Annotated in this window: 10 protein-coding genes, 3 tRNA genes and 3 rRNA genes; 6 read left to right on the forward strand and 10 right to left on the reverse strand. The window is 51.4% G+C overall.

Annotated elements, in window-relative coordinates; genetic code table 11:
* Positions 1 to 23 precede the first annotated feature (23 nt).
* Positions 24 to 632, reverse strand: a complete 609-nt coding sequence (locus tag JQR90_RS10705) for an FMN-dependent NADH-azoreductase (protein WP_010798468.1) — start codon at positions 630 to 632, stop codon at positions 24 to 26.
* A 154-nt stretch (positions 633 to 786) separates the two neighbouring features.
* Here JQR90_RS10705 and JQR90_RS10710 point away from each other — a divergent pair, with 154 nt between their 5' ends.
* The 3 genes from JQR90_RS10710 (at position 787) to JQR90_RS10720 (ending at position 4,258) form a co-directional block, all read left to right on the forward strand.
* Complete coding sequence (locus JQR90_RS10710) at positions 787 to 1,686, forward strand: LysR family transcriptional regulator (RefSeq protein WP_010798469.1); 900 nt, start codon at positions 787 to 789, stop codon at positions 1,684 to 1,686.
* Positions 1,687 to 1,749: 63 nt separating this feature from the next.
* Entirely contained in the window at positions 1,750 to 2,301 is a 552-nt protein-coding gene (locus JQR90_RS10715) for a peptidylprolyl isomerase (RefSeq protein WP_010798470.1), read from the forward strand.
* Positions 2,302 to 2,422: 121 nt separating this feature from the next.
* A complete protein-coding gene (locus JQR90_RS10720) occupies positions 2,423 to 4,258 on the forward strand; it encodes an ABC transporter ATP-binding protein (RefSeq protein ID WP_434140003.1) in 1,836 nt (611 codons plus the stop codon).
* A gap of 2 nt (positions 4,259 to 4,260) precedes the next feature.
* Here JQR90_RS10720 and JQR90_RS10725 read toward each other — a convergent pair whose 3' ends face one another.
* Positions 4,261 to 4,896, reverse strand: a complete 636-nt coding sequence (locus tag JQR90_RS10725; RefSeq protein WP_010798472.1) for a hypothetical protein — start codon at positions 4,894 to 4,896, stop codon at positions 4,261 to 4,263.
* 355 nt (positions 4,897 to 5,251) lie between these two features.
* Here JQR90_RS10725 and queD point away from each other — a divergent pair, with 355 nt between their 5' ends.
* Together queD and JQR90_RS10735 are read left to right on the forward strand one after the other, a co-directional pair.
* Positions 5,252 to 5,608, forward strand: a complete 357-nt coding sequence (gene queD / locus JQR90_RS10730; protein WP_010798473.1) for a 6-carboxytetrahydropterin synthase QueD — start codon at positions 5,252 to 5,254, stop codon at positions 5,606 to 5,608.
* 84 nt (positions 5,609 to 5,692) lie between these two features.
* Positions 5,693 to 7,162: an inorganic phosphate transporter gene (locus JQR90_RS10735; RefSeq protein ID WP_010798474.1), complete on the forward strand. Its 1,470-nt coding sequence runs from the start codon at positions 5,693 to 5,695 to the stop codon at positions 7,160 to 7,162.
* 432 nt (positions 7,163 to 7,594) lie between these two features.
* Here the strand turns inward: JQR90_RS10735 and JQR90_RS10740 are convergent, their stop codons facing one another.
* The 7 genes from JQR90_RS10740 to JQR90_RS10770 all read right to left on the reverse strand — a co-directional run bounded on the left by JQR90_RS10740 (position 7,595) and on the right by JQR90_RS10770 (position 15,240).
* Positions 7,595 to 7,843, reverse strand: a complete 249-nt coding sequence (locus JQR90_RS10740; RefSeq protein WP_073450714.1) for a hypothetical protein — start codon at positions 7,841 to 7,843, stop codon at positions 7,595 to 7,597.
* A gap of 237 nt (positions 7,844 to 8,080) precedes the next feature.
* Positions 8,081 to 8,196, reverse strand: a 5S ribosomal RNA gene (rrf, locus tag JQR90_RS10745).
* Positions 8,197 to 8,315: 119 nt separating this feature from the next.
* Positions 8,316 to 11,206: ribosomal RNA gene (locus JQR90_RS10750) — 23S ribosomal RNA — on the reverse strand.
* Between the two features lie 248 nt (positions 11,207 to 11,454).
* Positions 11,455 to 11,530 (reverse strand) — tRNA-Ala (locus JQR90_RS10755).
* Positions 11,531 to 11,536: 6 nt separating this feature from the next.
* Positions 11,537 to 11,613 (reverse strand) — tRNA-Ile (locus JQR90_RS10760).
* A 98-nt stretch (positions 11,614 to 11,711) separates the two neighbouring features.
* Positions 11,712 to 13,248 (reverse strand): 16S ribosomal RNA (locus JQR90_RS10765).
* Together the 16S, 23S and 5S rRNA genes with 2 tRNA genes alongside form the textbook arrangement of a ribosomal RNA operon.
* Positions 13,249 to 14,386: 1,138 nt before the next feature.
* A protein-coding gene (locus JQR90_RS10770; RefSeq protein WP_434140004.1) for an IS5 family transposase occupies positions 14,387 to 15,240 on the reverse strand; the annotation gives its coding sequence in 2 pieces (ribosomal slippage) (positions 14,387 to 14,892 and positions 14,892 to 15,240; 855 coding nt in all).
* Between the two features lie 142 nt (positions 15,241 to 15,382).
* On the opposite strand from JQR90_RS10770, the gene JQR90_RS10775 reads away from it, so the two are divergent.
* Positions 15,383 to 16,599 (forward strand): IS3 family transposase gene (locus JQR90_RS10775; RefSeq protein WP_244294402.1). Its coding sequence is split into 2 segments (ribosomal slippage): positions 15,383 to 15,719 and positions 15,719 to 16,599, totalling 1,218 coding nucleotides; the frame shifts between segments, so codons are not numbered across the junction.
* A 109-nt stretch (positions 16,600 to 16,708) separates the two neighbouring features.
* Here the strand turns inward: JQR90_RS10775 and JQR90_RS10780 are convergent.
* Positions 16,709 to 16,785 (reverse strand) — tRNA-Pro (locus JQR90_RS10780).
* Positions 16,786 to 16,790: the final 5 nt, after the last annotated feature.

The following is a 16,790-nucleotide window of genomic DNA, read 5'->3' on the forward strand; positions in this document are numbered from 1 at the left end:
AATCCAAAGGTAAACGCCTGAACTTAGAGTGCTTCGGCCAATTGAGCCTTCGCCAGTTCCAGTCCCTTGGCCATTGCTTCTGGCCCCATCGCAACGCCCTCTACATGGATAAACGTCACATCAGTAATGCCAATGAAGCCCAGCACCTGCCGCAGGTAAGGCTCCTGATGATCAAAGGTATTTGCAGGACTTCCGGTGTAAACACCACCGCGCGCCGTCAGAATATATGCGCGCTTGCCTTCAAGAAGCCCTTGGGGCCCCTGCTCAGTGTACTTGAACGTCACACCTGCACGTAGTACATGATCCAGCCAGGCCTTCAGGGTACTAGGGATAGCAAAGTTGTACATGGGTGCGGCCAGTACGAGAACATCGGCTGCCAACAGCTCTTGGGTCAGCTCGTTCGAACGTGCAAGAGCTGCTTTTTGTGCCTCGGAATGTGTCTCGGCTGGGGTCATCCAACCTGCCAGAAGGTTTTCATCCAGGTGAGGAATAACATCAACGGCAACATCCCGTACCGAGATTTTGCCTTCTGGATGTTTATGCTGCCACGCTTCGATGAACTCAGCGGTAATCTGACGAGAAATCGAACCTTCTTTACGAGCACTGCTTTCAATCACGAGAACCTGAGACATTATGCTGGCGTCCTTTGTAATGGGAGAATGAGCACAGCTTAATAACAATTAAGTTGATATAAAAACGGAATTTATAGCTAATACCAATCAACTTTATTGATATAACAATGACTTATCATGGCGTTTACGCTGCCCGATTCGCTAAGGAATAGGTATGAAGGCTCCTCGAGTTACGCTAGACCAATGGCGCACCTTACAGTCAGTGGTTGACCACGGCGGTTTCGCACAAGCTGCCGAGGTGCTACATCGCTCTCAGTCATCCATCAGTTATACCGTTGCGCGCATGCAGGAGCAGCTGGGCGTTCCGCTGCTACGTATCGAGGGGCGCAAGGCGGTACTGACAGAAGCCGGAGACGTCTTGCTAAGGCGCTCACGCCAACTGGTTAAACAGGCCAGCCAGCTGGAAGAGCTTGCCCACCATATGGAGCAAGGCTGGGAAGCAGAGGTACGCCTGGTAGTCGATGCAGCCTACCCTACTTCCCGTTTGGTCAGCGCACTGACCGAATTCATGCCACAAAGCCGTGGATGCCGGGTTCGCCTGAGGGAAGAGGTACTGTCTGGTGTAGAAGAAGCCTTACTTGAAGGCATGGCCGATCTTGCTATCAGCGGTCTGAATATTGCGGCTCACCTAGGCGCAGGCTTGGGTACAGTCGAATTCGTCGCAGTCGCCCATCCAGATCATCATCTGCATCGACTGCAGCGTGAGCTGACGTTTCAGGACCTTGAGGCTCAGATGCAGATTGTCATACGAGATTCCGGTCGCACCCAACCACGAGACGCTGGCTGGCTGGGCGCGGAACAGCGCTGGACCGTTGGGAGCCTTGCTACAGCCGCCACCTTTGTCCGCAATGGGCTGGGGTTCGCCTGGCTACCTCGTCATTCTATCGAGCGCGAAATCAATGAAGGTACGCTAAAACCTCTTTCGCTGAGCCAAGGAGGTAACCGCTTCCATCCTTTTTATATGTATCAGAGTCGAGAGCGCCCGCTCGGTCCTGCCTCTCAGATACTGGTTGAATTGATCAAGAAACAAGGTACAGGGCATGGCCAGTCTTGATAAGTGCCATGCAAACCGCGCTACGCTCATACATAACCAACCCTAACCCCAAAAGGAGCGCTTATGCTCAAAGCTTTCTTTACTGCCGCCACGCTTGTGCTGGCTTCTTCTGCCTGGGCTGCCGAAAATCCTCATGTCGTGCTGACCACCAACCAGGGCGAAATTGAACTGGAACTGGATGCACAAAAAGCGCCTGTCAGCGTACAGAATTTTCTTTCTTACGTAGATTCAGGTTTTTACAAAGGCACCATCTTCCATCGCGTCATTCCAGGCTTCATGATCCAGGGCGGCGGATTTACCCAGGACATGCAGCAAAAAGACACACAAGCCCCTATTCACAATGAAGCGGACAATGGGCTTAAAAACACACGCGGTACCGTATCCATGGCACGCACCGCAGCGGTCAATTCGGCAACCAGCCAGTTTTTCATCAACGTCTCAGACAATGCCTTTCTTGATCATGGCCAGCGGGATTTTGGTTATGCCGTCTTCGCAAAAGTTACTCGCGGCATGGACGTAGTAGATAAGATCGCCGGTGTCTCGACTGTTAGCAAAGGCATGTTCCAGAACGTTCCACGCGAACCGATTTTGATCCTCGCGGCCAAAAAATCATAAGCCTGCTTCCGATTAAAGTGTGACTGCTTATTCTGCTGACAGGCAGTCACACGCCTCTGAGGATCAGGCTTAAGACAGCGCGGCTTCCTGCCGCATACACTGAACGGCAACGAGAGCGCATATGGTTTTTCGCCTGTTTGAAACTATTATTGATCCCTTCAAGCCTGCCTCCGACGAAACACCTCCCAGCAACGTGATGCGGTTCTACATCCACTACCTTAAACAGGCCTGGCCTGCTTTTCTCTTTCTATTGGTAGTGGGCCTGGTAGGTTCCCTTATCGAGGTCGCACTCTTCAGCTTCCTGGGTCGAATCGTCGACTTGGCACAGAGTTCTGCTAACAGCACGGTTTTCTTTCAGGAGCATGGCCATGAACTAGTCTGGATGGCAGTCGTTACACTCTTGTTGCGTCCACTTTTTATCAGCCTGCATGACCTGCTGGTCCATCAAACCATTACTCCTAGCCTGACTACACTGATTCGTTGGCAAAATCATCGCTATGTCTTGAAGCAGAGCCTCAGCTTCTTCCATAACGATTTTGCAGGTCGTATTGCCAACCGTATTATGCAAACCGGAGCATCGCTACGGGACTCCGCTGTCCAGGTAGTGGATGCCATCTGGCATGTACTTATCTATGCCGGCAGCGCCCTGGTTCTTTTTGCCCAGGCTGACGTCTGGCTTATGGTTCCCCTGATTATTTGGATCATCGCGTACATCCTTACCCTCTGGTACTTCGTACCCAAGACCAAGGAGCGATCCGTCATCTCGTCCGAAGCACGCTCAAAACTGTCCGGACGGATTGTTGATGGCTACACAAACATCATGACGCTCAAACTCTTTGCTCATACTCGGCAAGAGGAAGACTACGCTCATGAAGCCATGGCAGAACAAACAGAACAAGCTCGCTATGCGTCACGTCTGATTACCGCTATGGGTGTCACTATTTCCCTGTTGAACGGCTTCCTGATCGCCGGAACGACGGGACTTGCCCTGTGGCTTTGGCATAAAGGTCTTATCTCAATCGGAGCGATCGCTCTTTCTACAGGACTTGTCATCCGTATCAACAACATGTCCGGCTGGATCATGTGGGTAGTCAATGGCATCTTCGAAAACATTGGTATGGTTCAGGATGGCCTGGAAACTATTTCCCGCCCCCGCACCGTCATTGATCAAAGCAGTGCCAAACCACTTGAGATTGAGCGAGGCGGAATCCGCTTTCAAGAGATTGCCTTTCACTATGGCAAAACCCGTGGCGTTATCGAAAACCTTAATCTGGACGTAAAGCCCGGAGAGAAAATAGGCCTTGTCGGACCCTCTGGCGCAGGGAAATCCACGCTGGTTAACGTCCTGCTTCGCCTGTATGACTTGGAAAAAGGGCAAATCTTGATTGATGGCCAGGATATTGCTCACGTCACTCAGGAAAGCCTTCGCAGCAACATAGGTGTTGTAACTCAAGACACATCACTACTGCATCGCTCGATTCGCGAGAACCTGACGTATGGCCGACCCAATGCAACAGACGAAGAAATTCAAGCAGCCGTACATAAGGCTAGAGCAGATGAATTCATTCCATTACTGACTGATGCGCAAGGACGAACCGGGCTCGATGCGCAAGTAGGCGAGCGCGGGGTCAAGTTGTCCGGCGGGCAACGCCAGCGTATTGCGATTGCACGCACCCTACTCAAGGACGCGCCTATTCTTCTGCTGGATGAGGCAACATCAGCACTGGACTCAGAGGTCGAGGCTGCCATTCAGGAAAGTCTCGAAACGCTTATGAAAGGCAAGACTGTGATAGCCATCGCTCACCGTCTCTCTACCATCGCACGTATGGACCGACTTGTTGTGATGGATAAAGGCCAGATCGTTGAAATTGGCTCCCATGAAGAATTGATTGCTCAAGGAGGGTTATATGCCCGTCTATGGCATCACCAGACGGGCGGATTCGTAGGAGAAAGCTGAGGCTATTTCAAAAGAGCTGTTTGGCAATATTGGTCAAGCAGCTTTTTTTGGTTTTCAATATCCAAGCCAGGATAGAAACCCTGAATCTTCTGAAAACCACCAAACCACCATTGCTTTTCAGTCACACACTCATAAACAGGGCATTGCTCGCTACGGGCGGCACAGTCCTGGTAGTACGTAAGCATTTGGCTTTTGTCAGCGCTGCCTTGAAAACTTCCCTTGCGGTCCCTCAAGGAAAAGAAGTCAATAAAGGCTGGACCGCTGTAATGTCTGACCTGCACTTCAAGCGCGGATGGGTAAAAAATCACCAGCAATACGTTAAAAAGCAGCCACATGATCAGCGCTGTAACGGGTACAGGCAGTCGTGCGCGATAACGCCCTCCCGCCTTTATGAAAGCAGCAGTGACTGCAGTTGTAAGTGCCAAGGCGAACAATAACGATGTCAGGCCATTGACAACATACCCACGTGTACCCGCCTCCAGTCCATTGGGTAGCGACATTGAGTCATAACCAATATGTATCAGCTCCCATCCGAGCTGATTACCAAGTACAGCGAGCATTACCAGCACTGCAGCAATTCCAATAAGCACCCAAAAAGTGAGCTTGGTTGGCGACTCCGTTGATACGTTCTTTGCCACGGGATCCCTCATACATGATTAAAGCCGCGAGCCTGCCTTGCTTGCTATCACAGCGCAACGACTTTCAGCGAGCACCGAATGCCCATAATTGTTAATCAAAAAAAATGCTTGATTAGAAACCGCTTTTGCTTCAACCAAGAGCATCTTCACAGGTTGCTTCTCCCTCTATTCACGCCTCTACAGCCCGCTCGTATTCGTCTAACATGAACCATGTGATCTTCAGGTACACCTTACCGATAAGCGCAGTCAGTCGGCGAAGTGGGATATAAAACATGAGAAGTCGAAAAAATTATGACGAAACTGTTAAACTCCGCGCCTATCAGAACCGCATGTCGCGGTAGTTCGAGCTGATCACGTGGAAATTTTTAAAGAATTCACCTTCGAAGCAGCCCATTTCCTACCTAATGTTCCAGAAGGACATAAGTGTGGGCGCCTACATGGGCACTCCTTCAAAGTAGCCATCTATCTTGAAGGGCCGGTTGATCCCCACACAGGCTGGCTACGGGATTTTGCTGATATCAAAGCGATCTTCAAGCCCATCTATGAGAGACTCGATCACTACTATCTGAACGATATTCAGGGTTTAGAGAACCCGACCAGTGAAAATCTGGCAATCTGGATTTGGCGTGAACTGAAACCACAGTTACCCGAACTCTCTCGGGTCCGTGTTCACGAGACCTGCACAAGCGGCTGCGAATACCGCGGCGACTGAATATTACCCATTTATTACACAAAGGGTCAGTTGTCTGGCTGCTTTCTGACATAATTGCTGCCTTTCAACTGTCGATGAAACGATATGTTCGATCTTTTCAGCGGGCTAGATGTCTGGGTAGGCATTAGTCTGGTTCTTGCCTTGGCTTTCGTGCTGACATTTGAATTCATTAACGGTTTTCATGACACCGCAAATGCTGTCGCAACCGTCATTTACACCAAGGCAATGCCGCCTCATTTAGCGGTTATGTTCTCAGGTATATTCAATTTCTTAGGCGTTCTGTTTGGTGGTGTTGGTGTTGCCTATGCCATTGTTCACCTCTTGCCAGTCGATCTACTCATTAATGTGAATACAGGCCATGGCCTCGCCATGGTCTTTTCGCTTTTGGCTGCTGCCATTACCTGGAACCTAGGCACTTGGTATTTCGGTATACCAGCCTCTAGCTCTCACACTCTGATTGGCTCAATTTTGGGTGTTGGCCTTACTAACTCCCTTATCACAGGTATCCCCTTAAGCGAGGGCGTTAACTGGCAGAAAGTAATTGATATCGGCCTTTCGCTTATTGCCTCTCCAATAGCGGGTTTTGTACTGGCAGGCGCTATTCTTATAGGTCTAAAGCGCTGGCGCCCCCGTTCCAAAATGCATAAGACACCTGAGCAACGCCGCGAAATAGACTCAAAAAAGCATCCACCTTTCTGGAACCGTTTGATGCTAGTCATCTCGGCCATGGGTATGAGCTTCGTGCACGGCTCCAATGACGGCCAAAAAGGGATTGGCCTCATCATGCTGGTACTCATAGGCATCGTGCCAGGTAAGTTCGTCTTGGATCTGACTAGCACCACCTATCAGATTGAACGCACCCGTGATGCGGCTATTCACTTGGGTCAGTTCTACGAGCGTCAATCGAGTGTTCTGAAGGAGTACTTGGATTACACAACTGGCAATCGGGATCTTCCTGAAGAGTTCAGCTGTGAAACTAGGCTTACAATCCCTACACTTAATGCGTTGTTAAGCAATCTGAATGGTGTGACCGACTATCGCGCCATGACCGTGGATCAGCGGACCCAAGTACGCCGCTATTTGCTTTGCCTGGACGATTCCGCAAAGAAAATTAGCAAGCTTCCCGTTCTGGAAGGCCGCGATGTTGAAGACCTGAACAGGCTGCGTAAAGACCTTACCAGCACAACAGAATATGCTCCGTACTGGGTGATCATCGCAGTAGCATTGGCTCTAGGGATCGGAACCATGGTCGGTTGGAAGCGAGTGGTACTGACAGTAGGTGAAAAGATAGGCCGGCAAGGAATGACTTATGCACAAGGTGTCAGCGCGCAGTTTACTGCCGTAATCGCCATCGGCGCCGCGAACATTTATAGTCTGCCCGTATCCACTACACACGTTCTATCTTCTGGTGTAGCAGGCACAATGATCGCCAACCGCAGCGGTCTGCAGGGCGGTACGGTACGTAATATTCTATTAGCTTGGGTACTAACTCTACCCGCCTCGATGCTGCTTTCAGCTGCCCTTTTCTGGTTGTCCAACCAGTTTATTGGGTAAGATCTTAGCTTGGTAGCTAACTAGCTATGATTGCTAGTTAGCTACTCGCCTCAGGCGACTACTCGTCGAATTCTTGTAGAAGCTCTAAACATCTCTTGCTTTAGCGAGTCTGTATAGGTATAGCCCCTTTAAGGGATATCAATACGCTTGAGCAGTATGGTGACGCCATGAGCCCAGCAGCCTATATAGTATTATTGATTATCGGATGGCTCGCATTAGCCGGTACGATGTTATGGGCAATGCTTAGAATAAGCCGATCTCCACGGCATCATAGACATTCGCACTCTGAAACAGACAAGCCGGTTACAGTAAACCCCACTGGCTCGGAACCTCCGCAGCATCTTTTAAACCTATCTCATAAGGCTCGCTCCTTCCACGCCTGAGCGGCTAATAAAAACCGACCTATTAAGGTCGGTTTTATTTATCTCTTCGCTATATCGAGCTGATCAACAAGGGCACTACTTCCGTACTGCTTTCGAACTCTCGTTCAATCATCTTTTTCAAAGTCAATAACGAATCCTGAGAAGCTGGCTTTTCAAAAAGTTTTACGTGAGAAGTGATAAGGCCATTTAGCCAAGCGGCTAATTGCTCAGCAATTGTCTCCTTAGCATCACCTTTGACTTGAAAGGCAAAGCCAGGAACTTCCCCAATAACAAAACCAGAACCAATAGCAGCAAACATAAATCCACCTCACTCAATGCTTGTATCTAGTTGAGTGAGCAAGCGAGAGGGAGTTCGTGACTGTTTATCGGGAAAGAGCTTTTTCCTGAAAAGAAGAGGCCTAGCCTCAGTAAGCAGACAGGCGCAAGCAAATAAGCAGCTCTTGTAGGCCACGCAGGAAAAGCAGCCTATCTCTTTTATTTCTGCTGCAAAAGCAAAACCCCCGGGCGGTTAGGCCTGGGGGTTCTGGGTATAGGTGCTTGACGATGACCTACTCTCACATGGGGAAACCCCACACTACCATCGGCGATGCATCGTTTCACTTCTGAGTTCGGAAAGGGATCAGGTGGTTCCAACGCTCTATGGTCGTCAAGCAATTCGGGTGGGGAACCGGTGTCTAGTCGTTTCCCCGAATGGATATGTGATTGGTATTTTGCGGTTCAACCAAGCTTTCGGCTGGTCTTTACCAAACAACAGATTGTTTGGGTGTTATATGGTCAAGCCTCACGGGCAATTAGTATCGGTTAGCTCAACGCCTCACAGCGCTTACACACCCGACCTATCAACGTTGTAGTCTTCAACGGCCCTTCAGGAAGCTCAAGGCTCCAGTGAGATCTCATCTTGAGGCAAGTTTCCCGCTTAGATGCTTTCAGCGGTTATCTTTTCCGAACATAGCTACCCGGCAATGCCACTGGCGTGACAACCGGAACACCAGAGGTTCGTCCACTCCGGTCCTCTCGTACTAGGAGCAGCCCCTCTCAAATCTCAAACGTCCACGGCAGATAGGGACCGAACTGTCTCACGACGTTCTAAACCCAGCTCGCGTACCACTTTAAATGGCGAACAGCCATACCCTTGGGACCGGCTTCAGCCCCAGGATGTGATGAGCCGACATCGAGGTGCCAAACACCGCCGTCGATATGAACTCTTGGGCGGTATCAGCCTGTTATCCCCGGAGTACCTTTTATCCGTTGAGCGATGGCCCTTCCATACAGAACCACCGGATCACTAAGACCTACTTTCGTACCTGCTCGACGTGTCTGTCTCGCAGTCAAGCGCGCTTTTGCCTTTATACTCTGCGACCGATTTCCGACCGGTCTGAGCGCACCTTCGTACTCCTCCGTTACTCTTTAGGAGGAGACCGCCCCAGTCAAACTGCCCACCATACACTGTCCTCGATCCGGATAACGGACCAGAGTTAGAACCTCAAGCATGCCAGGGTGGTATTTCAAGGATGGCTCCACGAGAACTGGCGTCCTCGCTTCAAAGCCTCCCACCTATCCTACACAAGCAGGCTCAAAGTCCAGTGCAAAGCTACAGTAAAGGTTCACGGGGTCTTTCCGTCTAGCCGCGGATACACTGCATCTTCACAGCGATTTCAATTTCACTGAGTCTCGGGTGGAGACAGCGCCGCCATCGTTACGCCATTCGTGCAGGTCGGAACTTACCCGACAAGGAATTTCGCTACCTTAGGACCGTTATAGTTACGGCCGCCGTTTACCGGGGCTTCGATCAAGAGCTTCGCTTGCGCTAACCCCATCAATTAACCTTCCGGCACCGGGCAGGCGTCACACCCTATACGTCCACTTTCGTGTTTGCAGAGTGCTGTGTTTTTAATAAACAGTCGCAGCGGCCTGGTATCTTCGACCGGCATGGGCTTACGGAGCAAGTCCTTCACCCTCACCGGCGCACCTTCTCCCGAAGTTACGGTGCCATTTTGCCTAGTTCCTTCACCCGAGTTCTCTCAAGCGCCTTGGTATTCTCTACCCGACCACCTGTGTCGGTTTGGGGTACGATTTCTAATTACCTGAAGCTTAGAGGCTTTTCCTGGAAGCATGGCATCAACCACTTCCTCTTCATAAGAAGAGTCGTCATCAGCTCTCGGCCTTAACTGTCCGGATTTACCTAAACAGTCAGCCTACCGCCTTAAACTTGGACAACCAACGCCAAGCTGGCCTAGCCTTCTCCGTCCCCCCATCGCAGTAATTAGAAGTACAGGAATATTAACCTGTTTCCCATCGACTACGCCTTTCAGCCTCGCCTTAGGGGTCGACTCACCCTGCGTCGATTAACGTTGCGCAGGAACCCTTGGTCTTTCGGCGTGCGAGTTTTTCACTCGCATTGTCGTTACTCATGTCAGCATTCGCACTTCTGATACCTCCAGCAAGCTTCTCAACTCACCTTCACAGGCTTACAGAACGCTCCTCTACCGCTCATCTTGCGATGAACCCGTAGCTTCGGTGTGTAGTTTGAGCCCCGTTACATCTTCCGCGCAGGCCGACTCGACTAGTGAGCTATTACGCTTTCTTTAAAGGGTGGCTGCTTCTAAGCCAACCTCCTAGCTGTCTAAGCCTTCCCACATCGTTTACCACTTAACTACAACTTTGGGACCTTAGCTGACGGTCTGGGTTGTTTCCCTTTTCACGACGGACGTTAGCACCCGCCGTGTGTCTCCCATGCTTGCACTTCTGGGTATTCGGAGTTTGCATCGGTTTGGTAAGTCGGGATGACCCCCTAGCCGAAACAGTGCTCTACCCCCCAGAGTGATACATGAGGCGCTACCTAAATAGCTTTCGAGGAGAACCAGCTATCTCCGAGCTTGATTAGCCTTTCACTCCGATCCACAAGTCATCCCCTGCCTTTTCAACGGAAGTGGGTTCGGTCCTCCAGTCAGTGTTACCTAACCTTCAACCTGCTCATGGATAGATCGCCCGGTTTCGGGTCTATACCCAGCGACTAAAACGCCCTATTAAGACTCGCTTTCGCTACGCCTTCCCTATACGGTTAAGCTTGCCACTGAATATAAGTCGCTGACCCATTATACAAAAGGTACGCAGTCACCCAACAAAGTAGGCTCCCACTGCTTGTACGCATACGGTTTCAGGTTCTATTTCACTCCCCTCTCCGGGGTTCTTTTCGCCTTTCCCTCACGGTACTGGTTCACTATCGGTCAGTCAGTAGTATTTAGCCTTGGAGGATGGTCCCCCCATATTCAGACAACGTTTCACGTGCGCCGTCCTACTCGATTTCACTCAAAAGATCCTTTCACCTACGGGGCTATCACCCACTATGGCCGCACTTTCCAGAGCGTTCGGTTAAAATCAATTGAGCTTAAGGGCTAGTCCCCGTTCGCTCGCCACTACTTAGGGAATCTCGGTTGATTTCTTTTCCTCAGGGTACTTAGATGTTTCAGTTCCCCTGGTTCGCCTCTCACACCTATGGATTCAGTGTGAGATACCTGACTTATGTCAGGTGGGTTCCCCCATTCAGAGATCTCCGGATCACAGTCTATTTGCCGACTCCCCGAAGCTTATCGCAGGCTATCACGTCTTTCATCGCCTCTGACTGCCAAGGCATCCACCGTATGCGCTTATTCACTTGACCATATAACCCCAAAGAATCTGAAGTTATGTCTGGTTTGGAACACGACATTCGCCGAAAACTTGCGCTTGAACTCGCAAATTTACCTTGACCACATAGTCTGCAGTGAAACAGCCTATGTGTTCGTACTTCTATCACATACCCAAATTTTTAAAGAACAGTCTGAAAACAAAGTTCAGAAGTCAATGCTCCGACCCAACCCTTAGGGGGGGGGGTAAGCACTCAGTTCTGAGCTTTAACGCGGTGTTAGATGGTGGAGCCAAGGAGGATCGAACTCCTGACCTCCTGCGTGCAAAGCAGGCGCTCTCCCAGCTGAGCTATGGCCCCATCGATTGGTGGGTCTGGGCAGATTCGAACTGCCGACCTCACCCTTATCAGGGGTGCGCTCTAACCAACTGAGCTACAGACCCAATCGTCTAACGCTTGAGTCTTGACTCATCTCGCGTCTTTATTTCAGTGAATCAAGCAATTCGTGTGGGAGCTTATGCCAAAGCTGGGATCTATCGATTAAGGAGGTGATCCAGCCGCAGGTTCCCCTACGGCTACCTTGTTACGACTTCACCCCAGTCATGAATCACACCGTGGTAACCGTCCTCCCGAAGGTTAGACTAGCTACTTCTGGTGCAACCCACTCCCATGGTGTGACGGGCGGTGTGTACAAGGCCCGGGAACGTATTCACCGTGACGTTCTGATTCACGATTACTAGCGATTCCGACTTCACGCAGTCGAGTTGCAGACTGCGATCCGGACTACGATCGGTTTTATGGGATTAGCTCCACCTCGCGGTTTGGCAACCCTTTGTACCGACCATTGTAGCACGTGTGTAGCCCAGGCCGTAAGGGCCATGATGACTTGACGTCATCCCCACCTTCCTCCGGTTTGTCACCGGCAGTCTCCTTAGAGTGCCCACCATGATGTGCTGGTAACTAAGGACAAGGGTTGCGCTCGTTACGGGACTTAACCCAACATCTCACGACACGAGCTGACGACAGCCATGCAGCACCTGTGTCAGAGTTCCCGAAGGCACCAATCCATCTCTGGAAAGTTCTCTGCATGTCAAGGCCTGGTAAGGTTCTTCGCGTTGCTTCGAATTAAACCACATGCTCCACCGCTTGTGCGGGCCCCCGTCAATTCATTTGAGTTTTAACCTTGCGGCCGTACTCCCCAGGCGGTCAACTTATTGCGTTAGCTGCGCCACTAAAGTCTCAAGGACCCCAACGGCTAGTTGACATCGTTTACGGCGTGGACTACCAGGGTATCTAATCCTGTTTGCTCCCCACGCTTTCGCACCTCAGTGTCAGTATCAGTCCAGGTGGTCGCCTTCGCCACTGGTGTTCCTTCCTATATCTACGCATTTCACCGCTACACAGGAAATTCCACCACCCTCTACCGTACTCTAGCCAGGCAGTTTTGGATGCAGTTCCCAGGTTGAGCCCGGGGATTTCACATTCAACTTACCAAGCCACCTACGCGCGCTTTACGCCCAGTAATTCCGATTAACGCTTGCACCCTCTGTATTACCGCGGCTGCTGGCACAGAGTTAGCCGGTGCTTATTCTGCTGGTAACGTCAAAATTGCAACGTATTAGGTTACAACCCTTCCTCCCAGCTTAAAGTGCTTTACGACCCGAGGGCCTTCTTCACACACGCGGCATGGCTGGATCAGGCTTTCGCCCATTGTCCAATATTCCCCACTGCTGCCTCCCGTAGGAGTCTGGACCGTGTCTCAGTTCCAGTGTGACTGATCATCCTCTCAGACCAGTTACGGATCGTCGCCTTGGTGAGCCGTTACCCCACCAACTAGCTAATCCGACCTAGGCTCATCTGATAGCGTGAGGTCCGAAGATCCCCCACTTTCTCCCGTAGGACGTATGCGGTATTAGCGTTCCTTTCGAAACGTTGTCCCCCACTACCAGGCAGATTCCTAGGCATTACTCACCCGTCCGCCGCTGAATCAGAGAGCAAGCTCTCCTCATCCGCTCGACTTGCATGTGTTAGGCCTGCCGCCAGCGTTCAATCTGAGCCATGATCAAACTCTTCAGTTCAAACATATCCGGGTTTTGAGAAAACCCTAAACTTGGCTCAGCAATCGCAAATAAACTCTCGAATTCACGAGTGTTACTTGTCTTGCTGATAATCTTGTCGATCCATCAGTCTTACAGCACAAGCACCCACACGAATTGCTTGATTCAACTTGTTAAAGAGCGGTTGGTTAAGACCTTGTCTCAACCGAGGCGCGCATTCTACGCTAACCTCTTGTCCTGTCAAGCATTTTGTTCAACCGGTCTAACCTGCTGAACCGCTTGCCGGACCTGCCGGATCAGGAAACCTGTTCTGGCAGCGGGAGGCGTATTCTACACAAGCCCAGGGGCTTGTCAACTACCGCTTCCCTCTTCCCGCTTCTGCCAGACCGGAGGCCTGACCTTAACTAAACAGCTAAGCCATTGATATACAAGGCTTTTTGCTGTTCCGTTGCAGCGGAAGTGGGCGCATTATAGGCCCCTCCGCTCACAGGTCAAGCTTTATTTGAGAACGAACCCCGGATCAGCTATCTATTTATCAGCATTCTTTGAGGCCTAGCGCAGAAAGCCCCCCTAAAGCGCATCATTAAAGGCACTACATCTATGCATTTTACTAAATTGGAACAGCGCATTTGTATTACACGCCTGCAGCATAGGCGACCCATAGGTACTCGCCAAAGCAAGACCTTATATAGAAATTACTAAGCTACTAGTATCAGCAGCTCTTTGAATGAATACCAGACATTGATATAGCCTCAAAAACATCAACCTAATAGCTCTCAAGCCAAAGGAACCAACCCAATAACAGCTCATTTACTTTTAAACAACATTAATGCATCCGTTACCGTCACCCCGACATCGGCTCACACCGGACCGACTAAGAGTCACAGACTGCCAAAGCATGCCCTTAGGAGCGAACCTAGGCGTCATGGTGATAAGGAGCATTGAAACACTGTCAAGCTTATGGAGTACTGCCGAATCAGGATAGACAAAGCAAAACCAATAAAACCAGTGATCTTGCTAGGACCGCCTTGAGATGACGTCACAATTGGCTGAGCTAGTAACCGTCTATCGATCCGGCGGAGCATTTATTTAGATGCAAGGGGAAAAGATCACCGGATGGCAACTGACGAGAGACTCCGGAAGAAAGCCTTTAAGGATATTAGGGTTTGTCTGAAAAGTCGGCACGCATGCATCGTTCGATACAGGCCAGCGTTACCATGGCCTTGAAGCTGTTAGCCAGCTTATCAAAGCGAGTACAGAGCCGACGCCTCTCCTTTAACCAACCGAATAGCCGTTCGATCACGTTACGCTGTTGATACTTGGGTCTATCAAACAGGCGAGGCAGACCTGGCCGAGGTTTGCGGTGCGTCGTGCGCTGGGCAATCACCGGCTGCATACCGAAGCGGTCGCAATAGCGGCGCACCCCTTCACTATCGTAGCCCTTGTCCGCGATCACTGTCCGGCAACGCTTGCGTGGTCTGCCCTGAGAGCCAGGAAGACGCACCTGATCCAGTAACGGAATAAAGTTGCGCGAATCGGCCTGCTGACCAGGCGAGAGGGTAAAGCTCAGCGGATAACCATTGGCATCGCAAAGCAGGTGAATCCTGGTACCTAACCCACCCCGGCTGCGTCCCAGGCAATGATCTACAGGTTCGTCCGGGCCCCTTTTTTTCCGCCTCCTGCCGCGGCACGGGTAGCTCGAATGGTCGTAGAGTCCACTATCCAGGTATCCAGATCGATAAAGCCATCCTGGCGAAGCCGCAGATGCAGACGAGTCAATACGCGCTCAAACGTTCTGTCGTCCCGCCATTGGCGAAAACGCTGATAGACCGTTTTCCAAGGGCCGTAGCGTTCGGGTAGATCATGCCATTTGGCGCCGGAGCAAAGGATCCAGAAGATACCATTGAGCCTCTGTCGATCATCCCGGCGAGGACGGCCCATGGTCTGGGGAGGAGAAACGATGTCTTCAATCAATGCCCAGCGCTGACTCGAAAGCTCGTAGCGACCTGTCATGTCTGCCTCCGCTTGCCACAACGGCATTAGGCTAACAAACGCGAGTTTTCAGACAAACCCAAGAGACGCAGCAGGCTACTAATGAAATGGCATTGAAAGGAAATGCTTGGTTTTCATTGGTAAAGGCAACACTGCTGGCGACATATTACAAGCGCGTAAGAGTGGTGAGCTGCTCGGCCAGGAACGCCGTCGCCGCTGGAGCACCGACCAGAAGCTGGCCATTGTTCGCGAGAGCCTTGAGCCCGGACAAAGTGTTTCCGTGGTTACCCGGCGCAACGGCATCAATGCCAACCAGCTGTTCCTGTGGCGCAAGCTGTACCAGGACAGAAGCCTGTCGGCAGTCAGTGCCGGCGAAGCTGTGGTACCGGCATCCGAGCTGAGTGATGCGCTCAAGCAAATCTGCGAATTGCAGCGAATGCTGGGCAAGAAGACGATGGAAGCCAAAGTTCTCAAAGAGGTCGTGGAGATCGCTCGGTCGCGAAAATGGATTGCGCACTCACCCTTGTTGCCGGGAGACGACCAGTGAAACTGGTAAGCGAATGTCTCGGTGTGTCGCGCTCGCAATTAACGGTTCGCATCAAGCAATCAATATCGCCCAAAGTGCGGCGACGCCGGCTCGTGAATGACAAGGAACTGGTCGCTGAGATTAAGCGGCAAGTTAGCGAGCTGCCCAGCTATGGCTACCGTCGCGTCTGGGGTTTGTTGCGCCGCGAGCGTGAAACTCGCTCGCTAGCCCCGATCAATGTGAAGCGGGTTTATCGAGTGATGCGCGACCACAACCTGCTGTTGGGGAGACGAATCAAACAACAGGGCGTACTGCGCCGGCATAAAGGCCGCATTGCCGTCGCTACCAGCGATACACGGTGGTGTTCGGACGGCTTCGAGTTCCGCTGCAACGATGGTGCAAAGTTGAGCGTGACCTTTGCCCCGGACCGCTGTGATCGCGAAGCCATTGGTTGGGTCGCCAGCCCGACAGGCTACAGCGGCGATGACATCCGAGACTTGATGCTAGAAAGCGTGAAGAAGCGATTTGGCGATCAACTACCAAGCACGCCGGTGCAATGGTTGAGCGATAACGGCTCGGCCTATATCGCCGAGCAGACACGGCAGTTTGCCCGCCAGATCGGCTTGCAGCCGGTGAGCACGCCGGTGCGCAGCCCGCAGAGCAATGGCATGGCGGAGAGCTTCGTGAAGACGATCAAGCGTGATTACGTGGCGCACATGCCCAAACCTGACCGAGAAACGGCGCTGCGCAATCTGACGATTGCCTTCGAGCACTACAACGAGCAGCATCCGCACAGCGCTTTGAAACATCGGTCACCGAGAGAATTCAGGCGTTTGGCAGCAGCATCAGTTTAACGGGGAGTTGGTGTCTGATTTGGTAGGGGCAAGTCCATGCAGCGTCTTCATGACGCTCAAAAGCAAAACGGGTCGACAATCATAGATTGTTGACCCGTTTTTAGATATTTGGTCGGGACGGAGTGATTCGAACACTCGACCCCTTGCACCCCATGCAAGTGCGCTACCAGGCTGCGCTACGCCCCGACTGT

The organism is Pseudomonas sp. JZ114 (assembly GCF_051027705.1).
GTDB lineage: Bacteria > Pseudomonadota > Gammaproteobacteria > Pseudomonadales > Pseudomonadaceae > Chryseomonas > Chryseomonas luteola.